The sequence below is a fragment of the Cupriavidus basilensis genome (assembly GCF_000832305.1).
In the GTDB taxonomy this organism is placed as follows: Bacteria; Pseudomonadota; Gammaproteobacteria; order Burkholderiales; family Burkholderiaceae; genus Cupriavidus; species Cupriavidus basilensis_F.
Genome location: NZ_CP010536.1, coordinates 779,064 through 805,813, shown reverse-complemented (window position 1 = coordinate 805,813; position 26,750 = coordinate 779,064). Strand labels below are relative to the sequence as shown.

Annotated in this window: 21 protein-coding genes; 1 reads left to right on the top strand and 20 read right to left on the bottom strand. The window is 62.6% G+C overall.

Annotated features, from left to right (window positions below):
- Nucleotides 1-2: 2 nt before the first annotated feature.
- Together RR42_RS03605 and RR42_RS03600 are read right to left on the bottom strand one after the other, a co-directional pair.
- Nucleotides 3-986, bottom strand: a complete 984-nt coding sequence (locus tag RR42_RS03605; protein WP_043344115.1) for a glutathione S-transferase family protein — start codon at nt 984-986, stop codon at nt 3-5.
- Nucleotides 987-1,022: 36 nt separating this feature from the next.
- Nucleotides 1,023-1,994: an alpha/beta fold hydrolase gene (locus RR42_RS03600; RefSeq protein WP_043344111.1), complete on the bottom strand. Its 972-nt coding sequence runs from the start codon at nt 1,992-1,994 to the stop codon at nt 1,023-1,025.
- A 166-nt stretch (nt 1,995-2,160) separates the two neighbouring features.
- Between RR42_RS03600 and RR42_RS03595 the strand changes: the two genes are divergently transcribed.
- Nucleotides 2,161-3,078 (top strand): LysR family transcriptional regulator, encoded by a 918-nt coding sequence (locus tag RR42_RS03595; RefSeq protein WP_043344108.1) that lies wholly within the window; start codon nt 2,161-2,163, stop codon nt 3,076-3,078.
- Nucleotides 3,079-3,211: 133 nt separating this feature from the next.
- On the opposite strand, the gene RR42_RS03590 is transcribed toward RR42_RS03595, so the two are convergent.
- From RR42_RS03590 to tssH, 18 genes are all read right to left on the bottom strand, one after another.
- Nucleotides 3,212-3,991, bottom strand: a complete 780-nt coding sequence (locus tag RR42_RS03590) for a TagF domain-containing protein (protein WP_082054790.1) — start codon at nt 3,989-3,991, stop codon at nt 3,212-3,214.
- A complete protein-coding gene (gene tssM, locus RR42_RS03585) occupies nt 3,940-7,764 on the bottom strand; it encodes a type VI secretion system membrane subunit TssM (protein ID WP_043344104.1) in 3,825 nt (1,274 codons plus the stop codon). The genes RR42_RS03590 and tssM overlap by 52 nt, the downstream gene beginning before the upstream one ends.
- A gap of 13 nt (nt 7,765-7,777) precedes the next feature.
- On the bottom strand, nt 7,778-8,965 hold the full coding sequence (gene tssL, locus RR42_RS03580) for a type VI secretion system protein TssL, long form (RefSeq protein WP_082054789.1): 1,188 nt from the start codon (nt 8,963-8,965) through the stop codon (nt 7,778-7,780).
- Nucleotides 8,965-10,308 (bottom strand): type VI secretion system baseplate subunit TssK, encoded by a 1,344-nt coding sequence (gene tssK, locus RR42_RS03575; protein WP_043344101.1) that lies wholly within the window; start codon nt 10,306-10,308, stop codon nt 8,965-8,967. The genes tssL and tssK overlap by 1 nt, the downstream gene beginning before the upstream one ends.
- 4 nt (nt 10,309-10,312) lie before the next feature.
- A complete protein-coding gene (gene tssJ, locus RR42_RS03570) occupies nt 10,313-10,813 on the bottom strand; it encodes a type VI secretion system lipoprotein TssJ (RefSeq protein ID WP_144409735.1) in 501 nt (166 codons plus the stop codon).
- Between the two features lie 2 nt (nt 10,814-10,815).
- Nucleotides 10,816-11,097 (bottom strand): PAAR domain-containing protein, encoded by a 282-nt coding sequence (locus RR42_RS38245; RefSeq protein ID WP_082054788.1) that lies wholly within the window; start codon nt 11,095-11,097, stop codon nt 10,816-10,818.
- An 85-nt stretch (nt 11,098-11,182) separates the two neighbouring features.
- On the bottom strand, nt 11,183-12,130 hold the full coding sequence (locus RR42_RS37565) for a DUF6708 domain-containing protein (protein ID WP_052494428.1): 948 nt from the start codon (nt 12,128-12,130) through the stop codon (nt 11,183-11,185).
- A gap of 366 nt (nt 12,131-12,496) precedes the next feature.
- On the bottom strand, nt 12,497-13,444 hold the full coding sequence (locus tag RR42_RS39450) for a DUF6708 domain-containing protein (protein ID WP_144409734.1): 948 nt from the start codon (nt 13,442-13,444) through the stop codon (nt 12,497-12,499).
- Nucleotides 13,445-13,588: 144 nt separating this feature from the next.
- A complete protein-coding gene (locus RR42_RS03555) occupies nt 13,589-14,536 on the bottom strand; it encodes a DUF6708 domain-containing protein (RefSeq protein WP_043344098.1) in 948 nt (315 codons plus the stop codon).
- A 5-nt stretch (nt 14,537-14,541) separates the two neighbouring features.
- Nucleotides 14,542-17,130 (bottom strand): T6SS effector BTH_I2691 family protein, encoded by a 2,589-nt coding sequence (locus tag RR42_RS03550; RefSeq protein ID WP_043344095.1) that lies wholly within the window; start codon nt 17,128-17,130, stop codon nt 14,542-14,544.
- The gene (locus RR42_RS03545) at nt 17,127-17,987 is read right to left on the bottom strand and encodes a DUF4123 domain-containing protein (RefSeq protein ID WP_043344093.1); all 861 of its coding nucleotides are present in this window, start codon (nt 17,985-17,987) and stop codon (nt 17,127-17,129) included. Before RR42_RS03545 ends, RR42_RS03550 begins: the two co-directional genes overlap by 4 nt.
- 8 nt (nt 17,988-17,995) lie before the next feature.
- Entirely contained in the window at nt 17,996-20,464 is a 2,469-nt protein-coding gene (locus tag RR42_RS03540; protein ID WP_043344091.1) for a type VI secretion system Vgr family protein, read from the bottom strand.
- A 10-nt stretch (nt 20,465-20,474) separates the two neighbouring features.
- Nucleotides 20,475-20,837 carry a hypothetical protein gene (locus tag RR42_RS03535; RefSeq protein WP_043344083.1) on the bottom strand — a complete coding sequence of 121 codons (363 nt, stop codon included), beginning with the start codon at nt 20,835-20,837 and terminating at the stop codon, nt 20,475-20,477.
- 6 nt (nt 20,838-20,843) lie between these two features.
- Complete coding sequence (locus RR42_RS03530) at nt 20,844-21,074, bottom strand: hypothetical protein (protein ID WP_043344080.1); 231 nt, start codon at nt 21,072-21,074, stop codon at nt 20,844-20,846.
- A gap of 75 nt (nt 21,075-21,149) precedes the next feature.
- Complete coding sequence (locus RR42_RS03525; protein WP_043344077.1) at nt 21,150-21,635, bottom strand: Hcp family type VI secretion system effector; 486 nt, start codon at nt 21,633-21,635, stop codon at nt 21,150-21,152.
- A 128-nt stretch (nt 21,636-21,763) separates the two neighbouring features.
- Nucleotides 21,764-23,257, bottom strand: coding sequence for a type VI secretion system contractile sheath large subunit (gene tssC, locus RR42_RS03520; protein ID WP_043344074.1), 1,494 nt, complete (start codon nt 23,255-23,257; stop codon nt 21,764-21,766).
- A 49-nt stretch (nt 23,258-23,306) separates the two neighbouring features.
- Entirely contained in the window at nt 23,307-23,840 is a 534-nt protein-coding gene (gene tssB / locus RR42_RS03515; RefSeq protein WP_043344071.1) for a type VI secretion system contractile sheath small subunit, read from the bottom strand.
- Nucleotides 23,841-23,903: 63 nt separating this feature from the next.
- A complete protein-coding gene (gene tssH, locus RR42_RS03510; protein WP_043344068.1) occupies nt 23,904-26,624 on the bottom strand; it encodes a type VI secretion system ATPase TssH in 2,721 nt (906 codons plus the stop codon).
- Nucleotides 26,625-26,750 lie beyond the last annotated feature (126 nt).

Sequence of the window (26,750 nt, the reverse complement as noted above, 5' to 3'; positions counted from 1 at the left end):
CATTACGCGGCCAGCCGCGCGCGCTCCGGCGGCGCGGCAAAGTCCAGCACAGGCCCTGCCGGCACCACGCCGCTCGGGTTGATAGAGCGGTGGCTTTCATAGTAGTGGCGCTTGATATGGTCGATATTGACCGTCGCCGCAATCCCCGGCAACTGGTAGATGTCGCGCGTAAAGCCAGACAGGTTCGGGTAGTCGGCGATGCGCCGCAGGTTGCACTTGAAGTGCCCCACGTAGACCGCGTCAAAGCGCACCAGCGTCGTGAACAGGCGGATGTCGGCCTCGGTAATCTGATCGCCCAGCAGGAAGCGGCGCGTGGCGAGCCGCGCCTCGAGCCAGTCGAGCGTGTCGAACAACGGCGTCACCGCTTCTTCATACGCGCCCTGCGTGGTGGCAAAGCCGGATTTGTAGACACCGTTGTTGAGCGTGTCGTACACCCGTGCGTTGACTTCGTCGATTTCCGCGCGCAGCGCCGCCGGATAATAGTCGCCCGACTTGGCGCCAACATCGTCGAAGGCGGTGTTGAACATGCGGATGATCTCCGACGACTCGTTGCTGACGATGGTTCCCCGCTGCTTGTCCCACAGCACCGGCACGGTGACGCGCCCGGTGTAGTCGGGATCGGCGCCAGTGTAGACCTGGTGCAGGAGCCGCGCGCCGTTGACCGTGTCCGGCACGACGCCCGGGCCCTCGGCGAACGTCCAGCCCTCGCCGAGCATCAGCCAGTGCACCGTGGAGACGCTGATCATCCCCTCCAGCCCTTTGAGCGCGCGCATGATCAGCGTGCGGTGCGCCCACGGGCAGGCCAGGCTCACGTACAGGTGATAGCGCCCGGCCTCGGCCTTGAAGCCACCGGTGCCGCTTGGGCCGGCGGCGCCATCGGACGTCACCCAGTTGCGAAAGGCGGCGTCCTTGCGAACGAAGCGCCCGCCGGTGGATGCCGTGTCATACCAGCGGTCTTGCCATTTGCCATTGACGAGCAGTCCCATTTCGATACTCCTTCTGATGCGGTGAGGTACGCGTTCTTATTCGGCGCCGACGGGTTGCGACGGCGCATTGATGAAATGCACGATAGCCGGAATGGTCTGCCCCGGCGCTTCCTCCATCAGCCAATGTCCCGAGCCCTTGACAATCACGCCTTGCACATTGGTGGCAACGAGGCGCGCCTGGTCGATCAGGAAATTGCCAGAAGCCTTCTCGCCCGCCAGCACCAGCATGGGCATCGGCAGCGGGTGCTTTGCCAGCGCCGCGAAGTCTTCGGCATCCTGCGGGAATGCACGGAAGAACTCGAATCCCGCGCGCATCCGGCCCGGCCTGGCATAGTTGGCGGCGTAACGCTGGCGGGCGGCTTCCGGCACCGAGTGCTTGGGGTCGGCGGCGAAGTCGTTCCAGAAGTGTTCAAAGTAGGTGCGCTCGCGGCCCTTCACCAGCTTTTCAGGCGTGTCGCCGTAGAAGTTGAAGTGCCACTTGTCGCGCAGCAGCCAGACCTGTTGCCAGTCGCCCACGCCAGGCAGGAACGCGTCCATCAGCGTTACGCTTTCCACTTCGTCCGGGTATTGCGCGGCGTAGGCATAGGCGACCATCAGGCCGATATCATGCCCGACGATGTTGATCTTGCGGTAGCCGAGCGTCTGGACCAGGGCGTGGATGTCCTGCGCCATGGTCTTCTTGTCGTAGCCCGACTGCGTAATCGCCGACCCGCCCGCGCCGCGCAGGTCCGGTGCGATGACGGTGCGCTTGTCGCCAAGCTGTGCCATCAGCGGCAGCCACATATGGCTGGATTCCGCATAACCATGCAACAGCACGACCGGTGTGCCGCTGCCGCGCCCGGACTGCAGATAGTGCAGGTCAACGCCATTCGCGTTGATCGTGTGCTGCTGGATCGCAGCGTCGCCGCCAGGTTCTGCGGCATGCACGGGCGGCGCGAGCGCGCCGAACACGCCAAACATGAGCAATGCGGCGCCAGCGTACCGTGCCATACGGTGGATGAGGGCCATGACTTTTCTCCGGTGATCGTGCCATGGCAGGACGAACTCTCCTGGCCGACGGCGCTTGCAAACAAAGGGGTTGCGGGAATCGGGTGATGCACTGTGACGAATATTGCGCCGGCACACGTGTTTTGCCGTACGATTTTCCCGATGAACTCGTTCGACGGAGTTGAACATGTTGTCAGAAGACGAACTGGCCTTGCTGGAAGCCATCCGGGACAGCGGCAGCCTGTCGCGCGCCGCGGCGCGCCTGGGCAAGGCGCCATCGACCGTCTCCCACGCCGCCCGGCAACTGGAGGGCCGCTTTGACGCCCTGCTGTTCGATCGCCGCCGCTACCGCCTGCAGCTCACCCCTGCCGGCCACCTGCTAGCCGAAGAGGCCGCGCGCCTGATGCAGGACGTATCGCGCATGACCCAGCGCGTGCGGCAGGTCGCCAGCGGCTGGGAAGACCGCCTGTGGATCGTCACGGATGAAGTGCTCGAGTTCGAATTGCTGATGCCGGTGATCCGCAGCTTCGATGCGCTCAAATCCGGGGTGGCGCTGCGCCTGACCCACGAAGTCCTCAGCGGGACCTGGGAAGCGCTGCGCGACGGCCGCGCCGATGTGATCGTCGGCGCGACCAATGAGCCACCCGCCATCCCCGGCCTGCGCTGGTTCGAGCTCGGCGTGGTCGAATGGGTCTTTGCCGTGGCGCCACGCCACCCGCTTGCCAGCGTAGCCGAGCCACTCACGCGCCAGCATATCTCGGCGCACCGGGGCGTGGCCGTGGCGGATTCATCGCGCGGTAGCGCGGGGCGGGCCTACGGGCTGGTGGGCGGGCAAGCCTCGCTGGCCGTGCCGAGCATGCGCGCCAAGATCCTGGCGCAGCGCGAGGGGCTGGGCATCGGCTGGCTGCCGCGGCACCGCGTGGCTTCGCTGCTCAGGCGCGGGGAGCTGGTGGAAAAGCGCACGGCCGATCCGCGCGAGCCCAACACGCTGTATGTGGCGTGGCGGGGCGACCATGAGGGCCGCGCGCTCGCATGGTGGCTGGACCAGTTTCGCCAGCCGCGGCTGGCGAAGCGCCTGGTGCAGGGCATGGATCTGTTTGCCTGAGCGGGCCCGAACCGGCCCGAACCGGCCGCCAGCAGGATAACCAAGATCAACAAGGTGCCGCCGCTGCAGGCCGTTCCATACCGCTGTGGTTTTGTCGATATGCAGTGAAGATGCCCCTGGTCGGGGAATGAAATCAAAGCCCGGCCACAATGTCGCGAATGGCCGGGACGCCGTCGATTTCAATGGCGCAGCCAGTACCGGCCTGCCAGACGCTGCCAAGGCTGCCACTGCGCAACAGGTGCGGCGGCCAGTCGTCACGGATGGCTTCGGGCCCGGTGAAGCTGTCATCGGGCAAATTCCCCGAGGCGGCCTGATTCCGTGCGCCGGCCAGGCGCTTGAACGACACCCGGATGCGACCCCGCCAGCCGGGCCGATGGCTGGCCCACAGGGCATCGACCGCCGCGGCCAGGCCCGATCGGTCCGGCAGGCGGGTGTGGTCATGCACCAGCTGCACCAGATCGGTGAGCCAGTGCGCCGGTGCGCTGAGGAGCTCCTCGGCCCATTGGGCGCTGACGCTCTGCCATACCACCAGCGGGTAGCGGCGCCCCACCCGGTCCCGGGACGCGGCCACGACACCAATCAGGTAGCTGCCCTCGCCGGGGAACTTCAGGCCGCGCGTGCGCAGGATGAAATGACACGGCTCAGCCGCGCGCAATCGAGCTTGGCCCGTGAGGCTGGGTGGCGTCAGATGCAACCAATGCGGCGCATGGCCGACGATGGAAAGCGCTGGCGCCCGGACCGGGGCTTCGGCGTGCCCGGGGTCGAACCAGTTCCGCCACATCGCCACCTGGGCCAGGGGCGCATTGTGGCGAACAAAGTCCCCTTGCGCAGGCAGCTTGCCGAAAATCGACGGTGCCGTAATCACCCCGACCTCCCCGGACACTGGAAGCCCTGCAGCAAGGCGGTGGTCCATGGATTCGCGAGGCTGCCGGTGTTGATGTCGAGCTTCGCCTTGCGGCCGTCAAAGTCATACTCGGCCATGAAGTGGCTGGCTGTCGCCGAGCCGGCCAGCTTGCCCTTGGCAATCACGCGCATCAGGGCCCAGGGGCCGTTGGCGGTCAACGTCGAGGTGTCGGGGCGGATGCGCGGGCTGGCGGTGATCTCGGCACCCTGCCCGCCGCGCGGGCCTGGCCAGGTCACCTTGAGCGGGATCACCGGGCCGTGCACGTAGCGCTGGCTCTGCCCATCGAAATCCATGTTCAGCTCGACGATTTCGGGATCGAGCTCCACGACCTTCAGGTCGACCTTCCAGGCCATCTTCTTTGCGCCCGGATCACGGAAAAACACCTCCCGGATCTCCTTGGCGCGCTGGAACGGCACCAGGCTCGGGCCGGCCACCGGTGGCACGTCGGGCGCGGTCAACTTGTAGCGCCACGGCGAGATGGTGGTATCCACGTGTGGAGCCAGTACCTTCTGGAAGAAGTCGTCCAGCACACCCCCGGTCGCGAAGATGCGCGCAAGATCCTCCGGATCCACGTCCTGCATCGACGTCGGCGTGAACGGATACTTGCCGTCGACGGCACTGCGGCAGCTTTCGCCGATCACAGCGTCCATCTGGGCGATCAGGATATCGCCGACGCCCTTGTTGACATCCCGGGTGCCCTGCACGACCAGATCGGCCAGCACCGCCTTGAAGGGCGCGGGCAGCTTGGCCGCCTCCATGCGCAACTGCGCCCCGGCATCTGACGGGGGCGGCAGGTTCCGGGTGTTCAGCGCATTGTTGGCCACTACCAGACTGGTGTAATAGGCGTTGACCATGCCGGCTATCGCATCCAGTTGCGGCTTCCCGGGCGCAGCCTGCGCACCCGGGTTAGCGGCATCGGCCTGGCCAGTCACCACTTCGCGCAGCGCGGCGAAGCGGTTGTCGACCACCTCGCGCTCCTGGCGAGCCTCGGCGCGCGCGGTCAGTGCGTTGACCGTGCCGGATGTCTTGTCCAGCGCGGACAGCGCCTTCTCCGCCAGGGACTTATCCTCGGGATCCACCGGACGGCTCAGCGTGGTTTCCTGCACCGCTGCCCGGCCCAGCCGGGCCAGCGGGGAGTCCGGCGCGGCGAAATTGCGCAGGATCTCCAGGTCAAAGGCCAGGTTGTCGCCGGTCACCGTCCGGATATCGCCCAGGAATGCCTCCCAGTGCCGCGCATACTCGCTCAGGTACAGGCGCCGAATCTCGCGCGTCAGAGGATCGTTGCCGGTCAGCTTGCCCGCGGCGCGCTCAAGCGTTTTTTTTTGAGCGCCGAGCCCCGTGCCCCTGCCCATTACCCAAGTATCGACCGCCTGTGCCTTGCCAACGAATTCCGGCAGGCGCGCATTGAACAGGTCGTGGTAGCCGGCGTAGGTGAAGAGCCCAGGGATGCCCCGCTCCAGCGGCTCACCACTGGCTCGGGTGAAGACCGTGCCAGCCTGCGGCCCGACCGCGCGCACCAGCGTGAAATCCTGCGGCGCCTCCTCCATCATGGCCGCCTTGGCGCGGTCGTAGAGGCGTTCGACGGAAGTATTTCCATCCAGGAAATCCCGCGCCGAGCGGATCAGCGCCTCGTTCCTGGCATAAGGCGACTGCACCGCGCGGCTGCCGTCCAGCAGGCTGTCCAGGTGCCCGATCACTGCCACGCGACCGCCGAAGGCGTCCGCCCCGTTGCCGGCTGCCCAGTCGCCTTGCAGCCAGCTACGCACGTCGGACGCGTTGAACTTGTCCTTGTCGTGCAGCATCAGGTAGACCCGCAGGGTGTCGTAGGTCTGCTTGGCGTCGCGTCGATTGACTGCGGTCGACAGCACGGATTCGACCCGACCTACCAGGTATGGCACCAGCAGGTTGTCCTGCAATCTCGTATGGGTCTGGGTCGCAGCGCCCAGCACCGGCGGCACGCTGTAGAGGCCATACCGCCAGTCGACAGACGGATCGGCCTGATTCAGGCTGGCATAGGCGGGCAGGTCGCGGGCTGCGGCCAGCACCTCGGGCATCGTATCCGGCTGCGGCTTCTTGTAGAACGCCGTCACCGTCGCGGCCAGCCCCCTGGCTTTCTCCTGCACCACGTCCAGATAGTTATGGTTGTGGCCGAAGCTGTTATGGAGCGCACCGACCAGCCACAGGAAGATCACCACTAGCAGCGCGTGGCCAAGCAGGCGCAGCAGGCGGAAGCGGAATTCCCAGCGCAGGTTCGGCTTCACGAGGTTCGCATCGGGCACGATGATGCGCTTGAAAACATCCTGCAGGAAGTAGCTGCGGTTGCCGGTGGCCGTGTCCACGGTGGCGCCGGCAGCTTGGGCGCCCGCCTTTCCAATGCCACGCAGTTGCCGGAAGACGGCGCTTGCATCTGCGACCACTGCCCCCTCCGTTTGCGCGGCACTGGTGAAATACACGCCGCGCAGCATGGCGTTGCGCTCAGTGTCGTCGTACCGTGAGTCCAGGAACATCTGCTCCAGCATCGCGACAAGCGGTTCCGTCAGGCTCCCAAGCTCATAGAGCAAGGCGTAGAGCGCCTTGCGCCGGCCCTGATCGAACTCCTCGGACAGCCGGCCCGCCAGCCCATCCGCCAACCGCGTCACCAACGACTGCATCTCCTTGCGGCACTGCGCAACGACATCGACAGCTGGCTGTCGCGGCCACCGCTTGCCCGCAACCGGCAAGGTGAACCCCCAGGGCTGGGCCCGTCCCTCGCTGGTCAGGCATTGGAAGTAGTCAGTGAAGCCGGCAAGCTGATCGAGCTTGGTCACCAGCACATAGATGGGAAACCGGATGCCCAGTTCCTCACGCAGTTCGGCCAGGCGCGCCCGAATCCTGGCCGCTTCGGCAACGCGCTCATCAGCGGAATGCCGAAGCAGGTCAGTCACGCTGATCGTCACCAGCGCACCGTTGATCGGGGCGCGGGCACGGTGTTTGCGCAGCAGGCCAAGAAAGCCCTTCCATTCGGCCAGCTCGATCGCCGAACCCGATTTTTGCGCCGTGTAGCGGCCTGCCGTGTCGATCAGGACCGCCTCGTTGGTGAACCACCAATTCGTCTGCTCGGTGCGCTGCCGTGCGCGAGCCGCCGCGCTCATTTGCTCGGCAATCGGGAATTGCAGCCCGGCGTTCAACAAGGCCGTCGTCTTGCCAGAACCTGGCACGCCGACCATCATGTACCAGGGCAGTTCGTGGAGGTAGCGCCGTCCCTCGAACAGCCGGCCGATCCGGCTGCCGGTGCGCATGCCCTTAAGCTGGCGCAGCGCAGTCTGGATGGCCGTGTTCAGCGTGGCGATTTCATCCTTGGCCACCACCTCCTGGCGCTTGCCGCCAACATTCAGCAGGCCTTCCACGAACGACTTGTTCGTGCGGGCATGCTGCCAAAGCAGGTACAAGAGATACGCGGCGAATAGGAAAACGATCACCGAGATCAGCAGGATGCGGACCGAACTCGGTTCCAGCGGATGGCTGGCGCCTATGGCAAGTAGCGGCCCCGCATGCCAGATCAGCAGGCAAAGCGCGGCGACCCCGGTGGTGGAGACCGGCCAGCCAAGCAGCCAGAACAGCGCAAGCGCCATCAGCAGGACGATGACCATGACACGTGCGCCGAGACCCGCCAGCGGATGCATGCCATTGAATCCAAGCAGCGGTCCGATAAACCAGATGGCCGCCGCCACCAGAAGCACGGCGACAAGTGCGAGCGCCTGCCGGGAGACGAGCGCGCCCCCAATACGTTTCAGAAATTCCATGCCTTGACCCCGGTCACTGTGTAACGACGATCTCAACCCGGCGATTCTTCGCTCGGGCTGCCGGCGTCTTGTTGTCGACAAGTGGCTCGGTATCACCCTTGCCAATGGCTTCGAGGCGCCCCTTGGCCACGCCCTTGCTGGCCAGGTACTCCGTCACGGTCGCGGCACGCTCCTCGGACAACGCCTGATTCGAGGGGAACCTGGCCGTCTTGATGGGCGCGTTATCGCTATGGCCGATGACGGTCACCTTGCCGGAGACCTTGCTGATCTCCCCTGCGACCTTGTCCAGCAGCGGCAAGATCTTGCCGCTTACCTCGGCGCGCCCGCCGCCGAACATGTCATCGCCACGGAAGGTCACGGCACTACGCGCCGCGTCCTCCTGCACGCTGACGACCCCACGCGCAATCTCGTCCTTGAGCAGTTCAGCCAGGCGCAGCGCCTTGGGCGGCTCCGGCGGTGTGATCATCCCAATGGCAAGGATCTGTCGCTCGAGATCGTGCGTGCGGAGCAACAGCTGGTATTTGTACCAGGCGAACAAGCCACAGAGCGCCAGGGTCAGCACCAAGGCCGTGACCCAGACCGGCACCGTGCGTAGTCGGCGGAGTCGTCCTGCGTCCCCGCCACGCCAGTTGGGCGAAAGCTCGCGCGGCACGCTCTCGCGTGCGCCACTGATCAGGTGGAAGAGGCGCTGGCGGATCTCCTCCAATTGCCGGGGACCATCGGTCTGCCCGGCATAGCGCCCTTGGAATCCCAGCGATAGAAGGTGATAGAACACCTCGATGACCGGTATATGTTCGTGGGGACTGGTCACCAGCCGGCCGAGCACATGAAAGCATTTGGTGCCGCCCTCGGTGTCCCCGTGCAAGCTGACAAGCAACCCTTGCTGCGGCCAACTGTGTATGCCCCATGCCTGATTTTGTACAGCCTCGTCCAGCGCTGTGCACAAGGCATAGCTCGCTGCCTGGAAATGCTCGCGGCGCACATTGGCCCTTTCGCACAAACCTTGAAAGCGTTGCACTTCAGATGTCAACAAGGCCCGGAGCCGTGGCACATCCTCCTCGTCCAACCCCTCCGGGACATCGGCAAGTGCTCGCAGAAGTGGGCGTGCGGCTTCCAGCAAGGGGGATCCTGCGCCTGCCAGCGCAGCCACCGTCTCAGAGGAAAACGTGGCGTCCGGATTGTGCCTATCCTTTTTAGTCATCAGCTACGAACTCCCCAAAGGTCAACCTGCAGATCAGGAAAATCGCCGGCAACATGTAATGCCAGCCCACCAAATTTCTCGACTTGCTTCCAGAGAGGATTCTCTCGGGTAAGCTCGAAGTAGACATAGCCCGCATTGAACGGAATCTGCCGCGGCGGTACCGGCAGCGCCTGGAGTGGAATCCCCGGCAAATGAGACCGTATCAAGTCGACCAGGCGCTCGGACGGGCCCGCCTTTGCCTTGGCCGGAAATTGCTGCTGCAGCGTATCCACGGGCATTTGCGCCGCGACAGCCAGCACGAATGTCGTGAAGCGCTGGATCTCCGCAGGGTCCAGCACAGCCAGCCGGATGCCGTGCGGCTGAAGTTCAAGCTCGATCCTCTGGGCGGCACGCTCAAGGACCACATTGAGCAGGAAGCGCAGGTCGTCGAACAACGGCTTCAGGCAAATATGCGGGGCATCGTGTCGGTAAGCGGCATGCTCCACAGGTCGACGGCTGTGCGTGCGCACGAACGTCGATAGCTCACCAGACAGCGCCGCCAAATGGACATAGAGGACTTCCGGCGAGGCAGCTTTGACGGCCAGCAGATGCGTCAGAATTGGCTCATAGCGGTTCAGCAGCTGCAGAATCAGATACTCGCTGACTTCCGCCGCATCCCCACCCCGCATGCTCGCGGCGCAAAGGCGCTCGGCCATGGCCGTAGCACGCATGCGCAGCAGGCCGTGGATTTCGGTAAGCCAGCTGTACAGCAATGGGCTGGCGGCAAAGGTGCTGACCGGTGGAATCAATGCCCCGTCAAGCCTCGCGCTACCATCGGCGCGAACCTCGCTGACTCGTGCCAGCGGCATGCCGAGCCACGCACTGGTCAACTCCTTCTCCGTGAGCAAGCGCAGGCGCAGGTCGGCCAGCTGGATCAGCTTCGGACCCTGCGAGATCGAGTTGGCGTCGAGCAGATCTTCCTCAAACGTCCGGAATCGCGCCAACGAATCCGCGGCATCGTCAAAGTCGGTCTCCTGTGCGTTCGGCGTGCGGATCGGCACGGCCAGACAGACCATCTGGCCAACATGCTCATGCCGGAGCGCCAGCGGCGCTGGCGATGAAACCTGCCCCGGCGCATCGAATGGCGTGCCGTCCGGAAAGATGCCGGCGGCAGCGGAGACAACGAGCTTCCCTACCGCGAGCGCTTCGGTATCAATGTCAACCTGATTGAAACCCCAGAAGAACGGGCCAAGCGCCGCGCTACGCTTATGGGCGTAATGCTCAAGATAGCGTTCTTGTTGCTGGAACAGCTGTGGACGCAAAAAGAGGCCTTCGCTCCAGACGACTTTGTTATACCAACTCATTGAATCACTCGATTTTTGTAATGTTGATGGTCAACTGATCAAGCAAGACCTGCAGCTTGATCTTGCGTGCCGGCACTACCGCCCTGTACCACGCGGCTTCCGTTGCTGGCGGCAGCTTGTAGACCGTTCGCCAGGTGGCCTTCCCAAGATCGTTGTAACCAACAAGAAAGCCCAGTGCCGTGGTTGCCGGATTCAGCTTTCTTTCGAAATCCCGGGTTTCGTCCGGCCGAAGGATGAACTCGTCACGAGCGAGGAGATCGTCAAGAAGCAGCGTCTTGTCTGCGCTTTGCAGCGTGAAATAGTCTGCGTTTGCGAATGTCCCATCGGACTTCAGCTCGTACATGCGCACCAGAACAGGACTCGCTCGCCCCCTCGCATCCGGATTGACGGTTGGCTTGGCTTCCGCACGGAGCACCAGCTTCATCTGTTCATTCTGCACGGGACTGGCCGCGCAACCGGCAAGCAAGGCAATCGCCATCGGCCAATAGCGGTACAACTGACGCATGCTCAGCCTCCGACGGCGGCAAGCTGCGAGCCGATCAGCTCGCAACCGCATTCGCAGCGATGTCCGTGCAGCGCAACTGGCCGCCCTTCCACCAGAAAGGCTGGGTGCCCTTCGGTGATGGCGTTGACCCCGTGTGGACGCCCGTCCGAGTAGTGCTCCGGGCAATCGACCAGGTCGCCCTGCCGGGCAATAGGCCGGCCTTGCAAGAGATGGGATGCGGAACCGGTAATGACGCGTCCGCCGTGCGTGGTAGTGTCACCCACTGTGATAATTGGCAAGTTCATGTTCTCACTCCAAAATGACCCAAGCCGGTCGCGGTATCCGCCGGCATTTCCTGCCTCGGTTCGAGATCGACCCACTTCTGACTTTTCAGTCTCCTGAAACACGCTGCGCATACGGGTCACCAGGCTCGATCCGGCACGCCTCCTCCACTTCCCCGGGCCAAACCGGCACCTTGTTCGTCGGCATGCAAAGCAAACGCCCAAACAACGTAACCAGCGCAAACGGCGTGCCAAACAGCAGGAACGCATAGCCATAGCTGAAGTTGCTGAAGGCCACCTTGGTAGCAAACAGGAAAGACTCGCGCTTCTCCGCAATCGGCAGGTACCGGCGCGGCATCGGAATACTCTGCGGGCCCTCTTCCATATAGCGGCGCAGGTATTCCCAGTGAGCGGGCAGCAGGTCCTTGGTGCAGTGAATCCCCATCGAGAAGGTATCGAGCACCGTCTTCCTGTCCGGCGCCAGCACGTGGCCTCGAATATCCCAGACTAGCGGAGGCCGCCCTGCATTAGGCTGACCAGGCCCCATGCAGAAGTAGATGTCTTCCCATCTGAGCGCCAGAACTCCTCCGGCACTTTTACGGCGGAATACATAAACCATTCGGTTTCGCCGGTTAAGGCGGACCGGCCAATGAGTAACGGAAAATACTTCAAATCGAACAAACCACCCAATAAATATGATGAGAAATATGGTCATCGACCAGAATGCTACCAAGAACAATATTATCTCCCCTGTCTCTTCCTTTACTTTTCCAAGATTTTCAAACAGTTCAAGCCACGTTATGCTGAGCACCAAGACCAACGACCCACACCCCAGAATAAATAAAATGGCAAATGCGAATCCCTTCCAAGCATAGTACTTATCAACCACCTCAATGAAGGTCGAGTTCAAGCGGATAAGCGCATCCCAATCCTGCACGTCTTCGCCCTTGCTCACCATCGCCGGCCGCTTCTGAGACAGGTGTTCTGCGCGCTCCTGCTCGGTCAAAGGACGGTTGATCTTGTACTTTGGTATCTGCCCTGTAAAGTCTATCGACATACGTCTCTTACCCTAATGCCAGCTGTAATTCCTGCATTTCCTGATGACCCGTCTTGAAAGCCTCATCAGGTCTCTCGCTTTTGAGCTTTCCCCCAGACACTGCGCTTAAGCCACTCCTGCAGCTTGTTGTCGACCACCAGTGCAATGAGCACTTGCAGCGCGAAGAGGGCCACCAGCGCCAGGACGACAAATGGTCCCGACCAAACAAACAGCGCGGCGAACGCCCCAGGTAGCCACCGATGCGATAGAGAACCTCCAGACCAGTGGGGCACCGCTGGAATCGGTCCCACGCACAAATACCGCTCAGAGCGCGACTATCTGCCGGCCCTTGCTGCCTCGGTTCGAGATTGACCCGCTTCTGATGTTTCACTCTCCTGAAACGCGCTGCGCATACGGGTCACCAGGCTCAATCCGGCACGCCTCCTCCACCTCCTTGGGCCAAACAGGCACCTTGTTCGTCGGCATGCAAAGCAAACGCCCAAACAAGGTAACCAGCGCGAACGGCGTGCCAAACAGCAGGAACGCATAGCCATAGCTGAAGTTGCTGAAGGCCACCTTGGCAGCAAACAGGAAAGACTCGCGCTTCTCCGCAATCGGCAGGTACCGGCGCGGCATCGGAATACTCTGCGGGCCCTCTTCCATATAGCGGCGCAAGTATTCCCAGTGAGCGGGCAGCAGGTCCTTGGTGCAGTGAATCCCCACCGAGAAGGTATCGAGCACCGTCTTCTTGTCCGGCGCCAGCACGTGGCCGCGAATATCCCAGACTAGCGAAGGCCGGCCTGCATAGGGCTGGCCCGGCCCCATGCAGAAATAGATGTCGTCCCATTTGAGTGTCAGCATTCCCCCGGCGCTTTTGCGGCGGAATACATAGACCATTCGGTTTCTCCGGTTTAGTCGGACCGGCCAGTGACTACATGTGAAGGATTCGAAATGAGCCGCCCAAATAAATAGAATCATCAACGGTATTGCCATCATCCAGACAGCAATTATTGACAATGTTAGCTCTATCAATTTCTCTGGAAATCTATGTGGCATTTCAAAAATGCCCATCCATGTAACATTAAATAAAAATAAAAAACATCCACTTCCCATAATTACCATCAATGAAAACATGAATCCTTTCCACGCATAGAACTTGTCCACAAGCTCCATGAAGGTGGAGTTCAGCATGATCAGCGCATCCCAATCCTGTACGTCTTCGGCCTTGTTCACGGCTGCTCGCCGCTTCTGGAACAGCCGGCCGTTTCGCTCCTCCTCAGTCAATGGTCGATTGAGTTTGTACTTTGGCGAGTACCCGGTATAGTCCATCGTCATACGTTTCTCACCTCAATGCCTGCTGCAATTCCCCCAGACCAGTAGGGCATTGCTGGAAGCAGTCCCACTCACAAGTACCGTTCAACTCACGACTATCTGCCGGCGCTTGCTGCCTCGGTTCGAGATTGACCTGCTTCTGATTTCTCACTCTCCTGAAACACGCTGCTCATACGGGTCGCCAGGCTCGATCCGGCACGCCTCCTCCACCTCCCCGGGCCAAACCGGCACCTTGTTCGTCGGCATGCAAAGCAAACGCCCAAACAACGTAACCAGCGCGAACGGCGTGCCAAACAGCAGGAACGCATAGCCATAGCTGAAGTTGCTGAAGGCCACTTTGGTAGCGAACAAGAAAGACTCCCGCTTCTCCGCAATCGGCAGGTACCGGCGCGGCATCGGAATACTCTGCGGGCCCTCTTCCATATAGCGGCGCAGGTATTCCCAGTGAGCAGGCAGCAGGTCCTTGGTGCAGTGAATGCCCACCGAGAAAGTATCGAGCACCGTCTTCTTGTCCGGCGCCAGCACATGGCCGCGAATATCCCAGACTAGCGAGGGCTGGCCTGCATAAGGTTGGCCCGGCCCCATACAGAAATAGATGTCTTCCCACTTGAGCGTCAACATTCCTCCAGCGCTTTTGCGGCGGAAAACGTAAACCATACGGTTTCGCCTATTCAAGCGTACGGGCCAGTGCGTAAAGGTAAAAGCTTCGAAGTGACCAACCCAGCCCAGGAATGTAAGAAGTGCAATTGATAAAACCCAAAGGAATACAAGAAGTGATATTAATTCACCAACCCTACCCGGGATTTCGTCTATGATCACGAACAATCCGTACCACGTCATCCATATAATCATTGCGCTCCATCCGCAACCCATTACAAAAACGAAAGCAAAAAGGATCCCCTTCCATGCGTAGAATTTATCCACCACCTCGATGAAGGTCGAGTTCAATCGAATCAGCGCATCCCAATCCTGTACGTCCTCGCTCTTACTCACCGTTGCCTTTCGTTTCTGAAATAGCCGGTCCGTGCGCTCCTGCTCGGTCAGATTCCGGTTCACCTTGTACTTTGGCGTGTTCCCGGTATAGTCCATCGTCATATTTTTTATCCTAGTGCTTTCTGTAGTTCCCGCATTTCCTGATGGCCAGTCTGGAATGCGTTCTCAAGTCCTTTGCTTTGGAACTCCCCCCAAACGCAGCGCTTTAGCCACTCTTGCAGCTTGTTGTCGACCACCAGCCCGATAATCACCTGCAGCGCGAAGAACGCAACCAGCGCCAAGATGACAAATGGCCCAGACAATGCCCCCATTGCAGCGAAGGCAAGGAAGCCCCCAGTTCCCGCGGAGAAGGCATAGAGCGCAACCAAACCGAAATTCTTCTGTCGAAGCTGCTCGATCGCGTTGACGCTGTCCCAGACAGCCACGATCGCCGCCGCGCCCCCGCCAAACACACGCCCAGCCAAGCCGATCCAAGTGACGTTCGCCAGTGGCCGCATAAGCAGCAAGCGCCCAAGCGGCGTCCTGCCCCAAGACGTCTTTTCCAGAACCTTCTCCGTAACGTCGACGATCGTCGCAGCAAGCGCTGCGCCCGCCGCACGCATCCGCCAGCCCTTCTCCGACTTTTCCCATCCGGACGCCTTCTCTTCGTCGCCGATGGCCTTCGACAAGCCCGCGACCTGTATCAGTGCCATGACCGCACCCAGGCGGATGCCGCTGGTGACGGCCAACCGGAAGCGCGCGGCCAGGCTGCTCTCGTACTGCTCCAGCGTGCGGATGGACTTTGCCGCCCACTTCGCCCGCTCCGCCGGTTTGAGGCCTGCCGGCATGCGCTCGAGATGCGCCCCGTCCACCACCACCAGGAACCGGCCCTTGAAGGTTCCCTCCCGTACTTCGCCCTTGATCTGCAGCAGGCGCATCTCGTCTGCCACCGCCTTCTTGATCTGGTTGTCGGAATAGGCTGGCTTGCCTCCGGCACCGGATTGCAGGCGCAGCATGCCCCGCAGAATCTGTTCGCGGAACTTCTTCTTGGTGCCCACCACATCGACCACCACGATCGGCCTGCCGATGCGCACGCCAAGCGTTGCGACCAGGGTCATCCATGACTTGCCTGCGGCCTTGTCCAATCCGCGACCCAGAAACGCGGCGCCGGAGCCAGCGATGTACATGACCAGGCGCGCCAGATTGTCGGCGCCTGCCTTTTGTTCCACCGTCTGGCCGAACAGCTTCTCCGCCCCCTCCACCAGACGCTTGTAGCTATCCATCAGGCTGTCCCAGGGCAGCGCCGCCAGATCCGGGCTGCCGGCAACACCCTCCTTCAGCTTGTTGATGAGGGCGTCGCTATTGACGCCCAGGGCTCGCAGCAGGTGATTCTTCGGGTCGGAGATATCGCCATCCAGCCATTCCTGATAGAGCAGGCTGCACGGTTGCTTGTCCTCCGTACCCATGATCATCCGGGTCAGGACGCTTTCGTAGTCGAAGCCGCTGGCCAGATCCGCGGTATCGAAGTTGCAGGTGAAGTAGTGCGTCGTGCGGCTGTTTTTCAACCAGGCGGCATGTGCCTTGGCCAGCGGCAGGATCATGCGCTGGTCGAATTTCCCCAGCGCTTCCTTGTAGCGCTTATCAAAGCTGGCGCGCGCCGGCTCGTTGTATTTGCCAAGGTAGGGTCCCCACGCCTGGTCCTTCACCTTCTTCAGTCCTTCGGCGGTGACCTCGTATCCCGTTTCGATGCGCTCGACACGGCGTTGGGCAAGCTGGGTCCCGCCAACGTAGTCAATGACATTTTCCAGCGCCATCGCACCGCTTTCGTTGCCGTATGCTTGTGCCTTCAGATTCTCCGCAGCGGTCAGCTCAGCCAGCTCCGCGCTATGCTCGACCGCCTCCTTCATGCCCAGAATGGCGGCATTGACCGTCACCTCACGCGCCCAGTCGGGTCGGCTGTTGAAGCGCCGCAGTTCGTACTGCATCAGGAAGGAGAGCTCCTGGGCAATGCCAGCCGGGTCTGGCAGGGCAAGGAACAGGGCTTTGCTCTGTGCCGGCTTCACGCCTTCAAGCACGGCCGTCCTTTCGCACAACGCGGCATACTGATCATCGACCGGGTGCCAGGGCCACGGCGCAAAGTCAAAGGATGCTGGCTTGGTACGATTGGTCAGATAGAAGTCGGCGACCCGCTTGTCCAGTTGCGCGATCCGCTCGGCGTGCTGGTGATTCTGCGTGGTCAACCATTTCTGCACGTCAAGCACACGCATGTGCCTGTCCCGGTATGCGGCATCGCGGTGCCGCTCGATGGTTGCCGCCGTCCACTCGGTGTCCGAGACCCCCAGCCAGACTTTGGTCGCCTGCTCCGCGCGCGGAACCGTGATGCACATGGCGATAGCGGCGTGCCCCGCCTGCTCGCAATTGAACTTCGCCTCCTCGGCGGATGGCGCGGGCTTCCTGGGATCGAATTCATACAGATACCCCTCCGGAAGCACCATATAGCCCTTCAATGGCTGCGCCTTGTCCGCTTCATTCCAGCAGTACAGATAGCTGGCTCGCAGACGGCGCAGCACGTACTTCGCGGGCGCCACCGGCACAGCGGTGATCCATTGTGCAAACGGCCCGGTCGGCTCGGGTACCGTGCTCGTCTCCGGCGCAATGCCGTAACGCACTGGATAGATCGCCAGTCCGCTCTTGTCGCAGAACTTGCAGCCCTTCATTGATATCCTCTCTCCGACGCCGGTTTGCGCAAGCCGAGATGGCTTGAGATCCGCGCACGCTGTTCAAAGCCCCATTTGCTCGCCATCGCGGCAAACAGTCCACGTTCGTCAGCACTTCGTTTGATCAGGTCGTCCACCTCGGGATGGGCATCCAGATCGGGATGGATGGTCATGCTGTGCTGCACGTACGCGATCAGGTCGACGCCATCAAGCTTGTGCCGGTCCTGTCCACGCTGCAGCAGGACATCGATCCTGCGCATGGCGTCCATGGATGCCGTGAAGCCGCCGGCGCGCTCCAGCTCGTCGTGAACGGCATTCACAAGAACGATGCGGCCCAACGCCAAGGCTTCTTCGCTTGAGAGGATTTCACTTCGTTCGTCGTCGATCTGCGGAGCGGCTTCGGTCACCCATCCCTTGCCGAGGAGGCAGTAGCTCCATTTCGTGATCGGTCCGTAGAGCGACCGCTGTTTGCGAGGCCCGAGAATGCGCAACAGATGCCGAAACACTCTCGGGTCGTAGTAGCGGAACAGCGCCTCCGGTTCTCCTTCGACATGAAGGCGGAGTCTGCGGCCGAGATGGCCATGGGTCTCGCCGAATGTCGCGCTGGTTGAGATCAGGCCGGATATCGCGGGTGCCACACCCGACGACGCCTCATAGCTATGGCGGTCTGCCAGCGCCTTGCGTTGCGCGTCGCTCAGACCTCTCAGATCTATCTGCCATGGAAACAGGTGCCTCTGCTCGCCCATCGGTTCCAGCACCAGTGAACTGTGAGGCAGGCCATGCAAGTCGCTGTCGCTATCCAGGTTCAGCGGGTCGAGCAACAGACAGTCATGGCTATCCAGGTATTCGAGCATCATGATTTGCCTCAGCTCACCGCCACAACGGCCTGTCCACTACTGGCGGCGTCGCGCATCCCGAACTCGCAGACCGAGCTCTTGGCCAGCTTTGGCCACGCCACGGTCTCTGTCGAAGGGCCAGTGAAGCTATGCCCCGCGGCATGGGCGGTAATTGTTGCGCGCGTGAGGTGCGTGATCCCGCCGTCGTTGTAGCGTGTATGACTGCTACCGCCTCCAATCAGCAGTTCCTTCCTGGCCAGAATGCGGATGTTGTCGTCGGTGCTGATGATGTCGATGCCAAGCTTCGCAAAGAACTGCATGACATCGTTCTGTGCTTGCAAGGTGATCGGACCCTTTGCGGCGAACAGACGGATGCCTAGCAGATGCGCGCACAAGGAGAACATGCCGCGAACACTCGCGAAGAATCCTTTGCCAGTATTCAGCGACAGATGCTCTCCGGTTGTGATCGTCGCGTGCCTGCTACTGTGCAAGTGGGTATCGGTAGTGGCTGTAGCAACGATACCCGCCGCGCTGGCGACAACAATGTGAGGCTCTGCCAGCGTACCGGACGGGCTTTGGTCTCCTTTGATCGCATCGTTCTGGCGCGCGATCGCCTTGGCAACACCCTCTTGCTCATCGCGCTGCGCCTGAGCCTGAACAGAGGCTTGCTGCAACTGCTCCGCGAGCGAAAGCGCGCCGCGCAAACGATCCATTGCCTCGGACAGGTCCAGCGCCGCGCCTTGTCCGTGCGTACGCAGCTCAGTGGAAACCAGTGTCCCCGCACCTGATCGGAGCGCCATATGACCGTCGGTCCGCAGCTCTGCGCCTTCTCCCCGGTGGTCCTTGCGACCGGCGTGATCGGGTACGTTCGTCAGATAACCCAGGTTGAGTTGGGATAGCTGATGATCCGATGAAAGCTGACTCTGTATCTGGTCCTTCGTATCGTCCATCAACAGGTGATTGTGGCGTCCGCCAAACAACTCCTTGCTGCGAATTCCCGACAGCGCATGCTGCCCCGGCAGCGCCCACGGCGACATATTGTGCTGGTTCGGTGCCCGCCCGACGATCAGCGGGCAATCCGGATCGCCGTTGAGAAAGGCAACAATGACTTCCTGGCCGATGCGCGGAATATGCATGGCGCCAAACTGATCGCCGGACCAGCCGTTGACGACACGAATCCACGGTGAAGAGTTCTCGTCGTGCTTCCCGTAGCGGTCCCATTCAAACTGAATGTTCACGCTGCCGTGCTCATTGCACCAGATTTCCTGGTTCTTCGGCCCGGTCACGACCGCCCGCTGCAGGCCGGCGACGCGCGGCTTGCCGACCGTGCGCGGCGGACGGAAGACTTCGTCGGTGGGATGGCCTTCAAAAGCCACGCGGCAGGCAAAGCGCTGCCGGCTGCCGGACGCGCCGCCGACGTCCTCCAGGTCGAACGCCGTGCTGGTCACGAGGAACTCCCGGTTCAACGCGGGATTGCCGTGATTGCTCACCATGTAGGTGCAGCCCGGCGCCACGCCACGCAAGGCACCGACACCGCGCACGCGCCGGCCCCGGGCACGGCGCTCCTCCATGCGAATCCTCGCCCGCATGTCGCCTACCGCCGGCTCGACATAGTCGCCCGGGTATTCGTACCGCTCAAAGTCGGCGAAGCCGGTTTCGCGTGGCTGGCTGTTGCCGGTGGTCAGGTCCGCCCGCGGCTTGCGGAAGTCGTAGTCATTCAGCGTGACCTTGCCCGTGCGCAAGCGGTTGACCGGGTCGAGGCGCACCAGATGTTCCTGGTCCACCTTGAATCCATGCGGATAGATGGGCAGCGTGTGATAGGCCTCACTGGGGAAATTGCGAAACGCTCCGGTTTCGGAAGCCAGGATCAGCCGATGGTGCCCGCCATCGTGCTCAAAGAAGTACGTGATGCCATATTCTTCGGTCAGGCGCTGGATGAAATGGGCATCGGTTTCCCCGCTCTGCACTTCCCAGACCAGCTTGGGGTAGATCGATACGTCAAGACGCTTCTCCACCGAGAACGGATAGTCCGCCAGGACCTCATCCAGGATCTCGATGACGGTCTTCTTCTGGAAGGGCTTGAAATCCGAAGTCTGCGTGGCGAGCCACAACCAGGGCCGCAGCGTGAACCGGTACAGACGATTCTCCGCGGCGCCGCCAACCTGTTCGATCTCCGAGATGACACCAGTGATTTCCCGATGCCCGGCACCAATGCCGCCCAGCAGGCCCGTGCCCATGCCATCGAGCTCGATCGTCACCGTCATCTCGCGCCCGATCATTTCATCGGGGTCCGCCTCGGCGAGGAACTGCTCGGCCGCTGGCGAAACCGGCCGCAGATCCACCTTGTAGGTAAACAGTTCGCTCAACCCTTCATGGCCAGAGAGCCGCACGAATTCCAACTGCGGCTGCCCGAGCAGATCGGGGATGGCTGCGCTGGAGACGCTGACTGTCCGGCGCCGTCTTGCATTGAGGTTCCCCACATCGTTTCGCGTGCTCATGAGTCATCTCTCAGGCCAGTGGCCAGAAGTAAAGCGTCGAGCGGAACCCGTAGCCGCTATCCGCATCGGCCATGCCGGCGTAGCCCATGCCCTCGTAGCCGAGCTTGCTGTCACGCCACGTCATGCGACGCGTCGAAGCTTCCAGCACACGAACCAGGTCATGCGATCCGAACGCCGAGGCCAGCCAGCCGTTTCGCAGCAAATCAATATGCGCGCCGTCGTAGCCGGGCGTCTCGTCAAAGGCAATGATTCCCTGCTCAGCCCGCGTCATCAGATCCCGCAGGCTCGTGACATCAAGCCGACGAGGGGCGCCCAGGCAAGCCGGACCGCTAAGCTGCTCGGCCAGGCGTGCGTGGTTGGTCTCGATCTTCATGCCCTTCTAGCGACCGGCCAGAATCGGCTCGCCGCCGTCCACATGGATGCCGCACTCGATCAACGCAAGGCTCATCCGGATCGCGCAGGCGTTCTCATAAGCCGGATGGTCAACGCGGCTTTCCCAGCCAATCTGGCGGAACAAAGCCAGCCGGGACCGGCGCGGGGCGGCCTCGTCCCCGTGCTCGGGCTTCGGATAGGCATGCCAGAGGTCATCGAAGCGCAGTGAGAGAGCCATGTCCGTTGGTGGTCAGATCAGGTCAGCGATCCCGCCGGCTACGTCAGGCGTGGCCGGCGGGCACAGTCATGACAATCAGGCTTCCTTGTTGCCCTTGATGTCGTAGCCCGCGGTCACGGCGCCGCCGCTGCCGCCCTGGGCGTTCTGCACCACGTACTCCTGCTTGATCTTGGAGAACGACAGCGAGACCTTCTCGCGCATGCGCAACTCGTCATCCACCGAACCCTTCGGGCTCACCTTGGTAACGACCACGTCCGTCATGGTGAGCTTGAGGTATTCGAGCGGATTGCCGCCGGCCTTGCGCACGACCAGCACCGCCTCGTTGATGTGCTTGCCAGTCAGGCAGTACTTCATCAGATTGGGCGAAGCGCGATCGATGAAGTGGTCGAAGGACAGGTCCGACACGGTCGCCTTGCCGGCGCCGCCGCCGCTACCGGCATGCATGGTGGACTGCTGCTCGATGCTCCAGTCCCAGGCCAGCACCTCGATTTCGTTCTTGTGCGAGGTGTCCTGCGACTCGCCGTCGATGCCGTTGATCTTCAGGAAAATGTCCTGTGCCATTGCGAAACTCCTTCAAGTTAAGACGGGTACTGCAGACAAGAGCCACAACAACGCCCCCGCCCCAAAGGGATCGGGGGCGGGGGCGCCTGATGTGGGACTACCGGTACATTTCAGGCCTGGGACGACGCTCAGGCAGCGTCCTTGACCGATGGCAGGCGCGCCACCAGCCGCAGCGACACCGTCAGGCCTTCGAGCTGGAAGTGCGGGCGCAGGAAGAACTTGGCGCTGTAGTAGCCAGGGTTGCCTTCCATGTCTTCGACGACCACTTCGGCGGCCGCGAGCGGACGGCGGGCCTTGGTCTCCTGCGAGGAGTTGGCCGGGTCGGCGTCAACGTAGTTCATGATCCATTCGTTGAGCCAGCGCTGCATGTCCTCGCGCTCCTTGAACGCCCCGATCTTGTCGCGCACGATGCACTTCAGGTAGTGGGCGAAGCGCGAGCAGGCAAACAGGTACGGCAGGCGGGCCGACAGGTTGGCATTGGCGGTGGCGTCGGCGTCGTAATACTCGGCCGGCTTCTGCATCGACTGCGCGCCGATGAAGGCGGCATAGTCGGTGTTCTTACGGTGGACCAGCGAGATAAAGCCGTTCTTCGACAACTCGGCTTCACGGCGATCGGAGATGGCGATTTCGGTCGGGCACTTCATGTCGAGGCCGCCGTCGTCGGTCGGGAAGGTGTGGCACGGCAGGTTCTCCACCACACCACCGCTCTCCACGCCGCGAATCAGCGTGCACCAGCCGTACAGCTTGAACGAGCGGTTGATGTTCACCGCCATGGCGTAGGCGGCGTTGCTCCACACATACTTGCGGTGGTCGGCGCCGTCGGTGTCTTCCTCGAAGTCGAATTCATCAACCGGGTTGGTCTTGATGCCGTATGGCAAGCGCGACAGGAAGCGCGGCATGGCCAGCCCCACGTAGCGTGCGTCTTCCGAGTTGCGCAGGCCGTTCCACGGCGCGTATTCCAGGTTCTGGAAGATCTTGGACAGGTCGCGCGGGTTGGCCAACTCCTGCCACGAGTCCATCTGCAGCACGGACGGCGATGCGCCGGCGATGAACGGCGCATGGGCCGCCGCCGAAATCTTGGCGAGCGACCCCAGCAGTTCCACGTCGGGCGGGGTGTGGTCGAAGTAGTAGTCGGCGACCAGGCAGCCGTACGGTTCGCCGCCGAGCTGGCCGTATTCCTCTTCGTAGATGCGCTTGAAGAACGGGCTCTGGTCCCAGCCGATACCCTTGTACCGGCGCAGCGTGCGGCGTAGGTCCTCCTTGGACACATCCATCACGCGGATGCGCAGCTTGTCGTCGGTCTCGGTGTTCGAGACCAGATGATGCAGGCCGCGCCAGGCCGACTCCAGCTTCTGGAAGTCCTGGTGGTGCAGGATCAGGTTGATCTGCTCGGAGAGCTTCGTGTCGATGGCGCCGATGATGGCTTCGATGCTCTTGTACGCATCGTCGCTCATGGTGAACGAACTGGCGAGCGCCTGCTCGGCCAGGGTCTTGACGGCGAGATCGACGGCTTCGCGGGCCTGGTCCGTCTTGGGCGAAAACTCGCGGCCGATCAGTGCGGCGAAGTCCGAATGCTCTGCGGTCGCGAGGGCTTGCTGTTGTGTTTGTTGGGCGGAAGCCATGGAGTCCTTGCTCGATGTGGTTGTTCAGGTAGGCAAGAAGCCGTTCCGGTCAGGACTGGGGCGCCTGGGTGTCGCCATCCGTAGGCTGGGGCCTGGGCGCCTTGGCGAGCGACTGCAGCAGCGCGGGGTCCTGCAGCAGTTGATTGATCAGCGATTCGGCACCCGACTTGCCGTCCATGTACGTCTGCAGGTTCGCGAGTTGCGTGCGGGCTTCCAGCAATTGCCGCAGCGCATCGACCTTCCCGGCCACCGCCGCCGGCGAGAAGTCCTCGATGCTCTCGAACGTCATGTCGACCATCAACTGGCCGCTGCCGCCCAGCGTATTGGGAACCGCGAACGCAACACGAGGCTTCATCGCCTTCATGCGCTCGTCGAAGTTGTCGATATCGATCTCGAGGAACTTGCGGTCGGCGACTGGCGGCAGCGGCTCGGCGGGCTTGCCGGACAGATCGGCCAGGACGCCCATCACGAAGGGCAACTCGATGCGCTTCTCCGAGCCATAGACCTCGACGTCGTACTCGATCTGTACACGCGGCGCGCGATTGCGCGCGATGAATTTCTGCGAACTGTTCACAACAGACATAGGTCTCCTCAATGAGTGACAAGCGGGGTGACAAGCGGGGTTACAGGGACGTGCCGCACGGCGTCAGGCCGCTTCGGCTTCGGGATGTTCCGGCGCAACAGCGTCGTGGCCGGCACGGTACTCGGTGTGATAGGTCAGTACGGGCGCATCTGGCGGTTCTTCCGCCAGCCGGATGTCGATCGCGGCCAGCTGGCGCTTCTCGGATATCGCTGACAGCCACAGGCGAGCCAGTTGCGGCTGGACGACCTGCTCGATAAAGCTGATCAAACGGCGAGCGCCGGTTTCGCCAGCCGGGCAGCGCGCCACGATGAACCCGACCACGGCGTCGCCATAGGTGAGCGCAATGCCGTGCTGGTCGTGCATGCGTGCCACGACGCGGCCCAGGTGCAGGCGCACGATGCGGCCGAGGTGTTCGGCGGCAAGCGGCAGGTAGGGCACGATCACCAGGCGGCCGAGGAACGCCGCCGGAAAGACTTTGCGCAGCTCCGGCATCAGCGCGTCGCGCAGCGCGGCGGGCTCCGGCATCCGCGCCGGGTCTTCGCAGAGATGCGCCAGCAGATCCGAGCCTGCGTTGCTGGTCAGCAGCAGGATGGTGTTCCTGAAGTCGATGTGGCGCCCTTCGCCGTCTTCCATGTAGCCCTTGTCGAACACCTGATAGAAGACTTCGTGGACGTCGGAATGCGCCTTCTCGACCTCGTCAAGCAGCACCACGCTGTAGGGCCTGCGGCGCACCGCTTCGGTCAGCACGCCCCCTTCGCCGTAGCCGACATAGCCCGGCGGTGCGCCCTTGAGGGTCGAAACAGTGTGCGGTTCCTGGAATTCGGAGAGGTTGATGGTGATGAGGTTCTGCTCGCCGCCATAGAGGGCATCGGCCAGCGCCAGGGCAGTCTCGGTCTTGCCGACGCCGGAGGGACCTGCCAGCAGGAACACGCCGACCGGCTTGCAGGGATCAGTCAATTGCGCGCGGGCGGTCTGGACACGCTCGCCGAGCTGGGCCAGCGCGTGGTCCTGGCCAACGACGCGAGTGCCAAGGGTCTGCGGCAACCGCATGACCGTGGCCACCTCGTCCGCAACCATGCGCCCAACCGGGATGCCCGTCCAGTCGGCGACAATGGCTGCGACCACGGCTTCGTCCACTTCCGTGTACACAAGCGGCGCATCCCCTTGCGCTGCACAAAGGTCGGCTTCGAGCTCGGCCAGAGACGGCTGAACCTGCGCCGTGATCGCCGGCTCGATCGCCGGGGGTTGGACCAGCGCCTGCCGGCGTGCAACCAGGTCGCTCGCCAGGCTTCGTTCGCGCTCCCAGCGCGCTTCGGCCTGCGCCAGGTCGGCATCGATCTGCTCGCGCCGGGCACGTGCGACGGCTGTCCGCGCGACATCCGCTTTGCCGAAGCCGGCTTCCCTGGCGAGCAGCGCACGTTCGGCGTCGGCAGCGGCCAATTGCTGGCGCAGGTGCTCGACTTGCGCCGGTGGGGCGTGCAGTGACAGCGCCACTCGGGCGCAAGCGGTGTCGAGCAGGCTGATGGCCTTGTCCGGCAACTGCCGGGAGGGGATGTAACGATGGGAGAGCTTGACGGCGGCGCGCACCGCTTCGTCGCGGATGAACACCTGGTGGTGCGCCTCGAAGGTGGCGACCAGCCCCCGCACCATGGCGACAGCCTTGGCTTCTTCCGGCTCCATCACCTGCAGGACCTGGAACCGGCGCGTGAGCGCCGGATCTTTCTCGATGTGGCGCTTGTATTCGCTCCAGGTCGTAGCACCGATCGTGCGCAGCGCGCCTCGCGCCAGCGCCGGCTTGAGCAGATTGGCAGCGTCGCCCGTGCCGGCCTGGCCGCCGGCGCCGACCAGCGTGTGGACTTCATCCACAAACAGGATCACCGGCTTCTCGGACCTGGCGGCTTCCTCCAGCACGCCTTTGAGCCGCGCCTCGAATTCACCTTTCATGCTAGCGCCGGCCAGCAGCGCCCCGACGTCGAGACTCAGGAGCCGGACATCCTTCAAGCTCGGCGGCACCGTGCCCGCGGCGATGGCCTGGGCGAGCCCCTCGATGACGGCGGTCTTGCCAACCCCAGCCTCTCCCGTCAGGAGCGGATTGTTCTGGCGGCGGCGCAGCAGGATGTCCGTCATGGTGCGGATCTCGTGCTCGCGGCCAATCACCGGATCCAGCCGGCCGGCGCGGGCCTCCTCGGTCAGGTCGCGGCAGTACTGGCCAAGGGCGGACTTGCCGGAACCGGTGGGCGCCATGGCGCCGCTGGCCTCGCCAGGCGTGGCCGGTGCGAGGCCACTACCGTCGTAGGCCGCTTCCCGGCTTTCGGGCGACTGCGCGACCAACGCGGAAACGGCTTCGCCCAAGTCATCGGCACGTACCTTCGCGAACTGATTCGAGATGCTCAGCATCGTACGGCGCAATTCCGGCGTCTTGAGCAGTGCGCTCAGCAGGTACGCGCCGCGCACGTGGTCATCGGCGAAGGCAAGTGTCGCGTAGACCCACGCCCTCTCCATGGCGGACTCGATCTGGAACGAGAAGTCGCTGATCGACGTGGCGCCGGCCGGCAGCAATCCCAGCGCGCGCGTCAGGTCGGCTTCCAGCGCGGGCAGGTCGGCACCGGCATGGCGCAGGATCCGCTGCAGGTCGCCATCGGGGGCCTGCAGCAACTGGTGCAGCCAATGCACAAGCTCCACGTACGGGTTGCCGCGGAGTTTGCAGAAGGCGGTCGCGCTTTCGATCGCCTTGAACAGGGTGGGATTGAGTCGGCCGAACAGCGCCTGACGCGAAATTTCCATTTGATGCCTTGCTCTGTTTTTTGAATGATCGACTGCGCCATTCCCAATGGAGTTCTTGATTAACTCTTTTTTAGGATATGGCAAAACCATTCGAGGCGTAAACCCCTTCCGCGATCATCGCAGAGT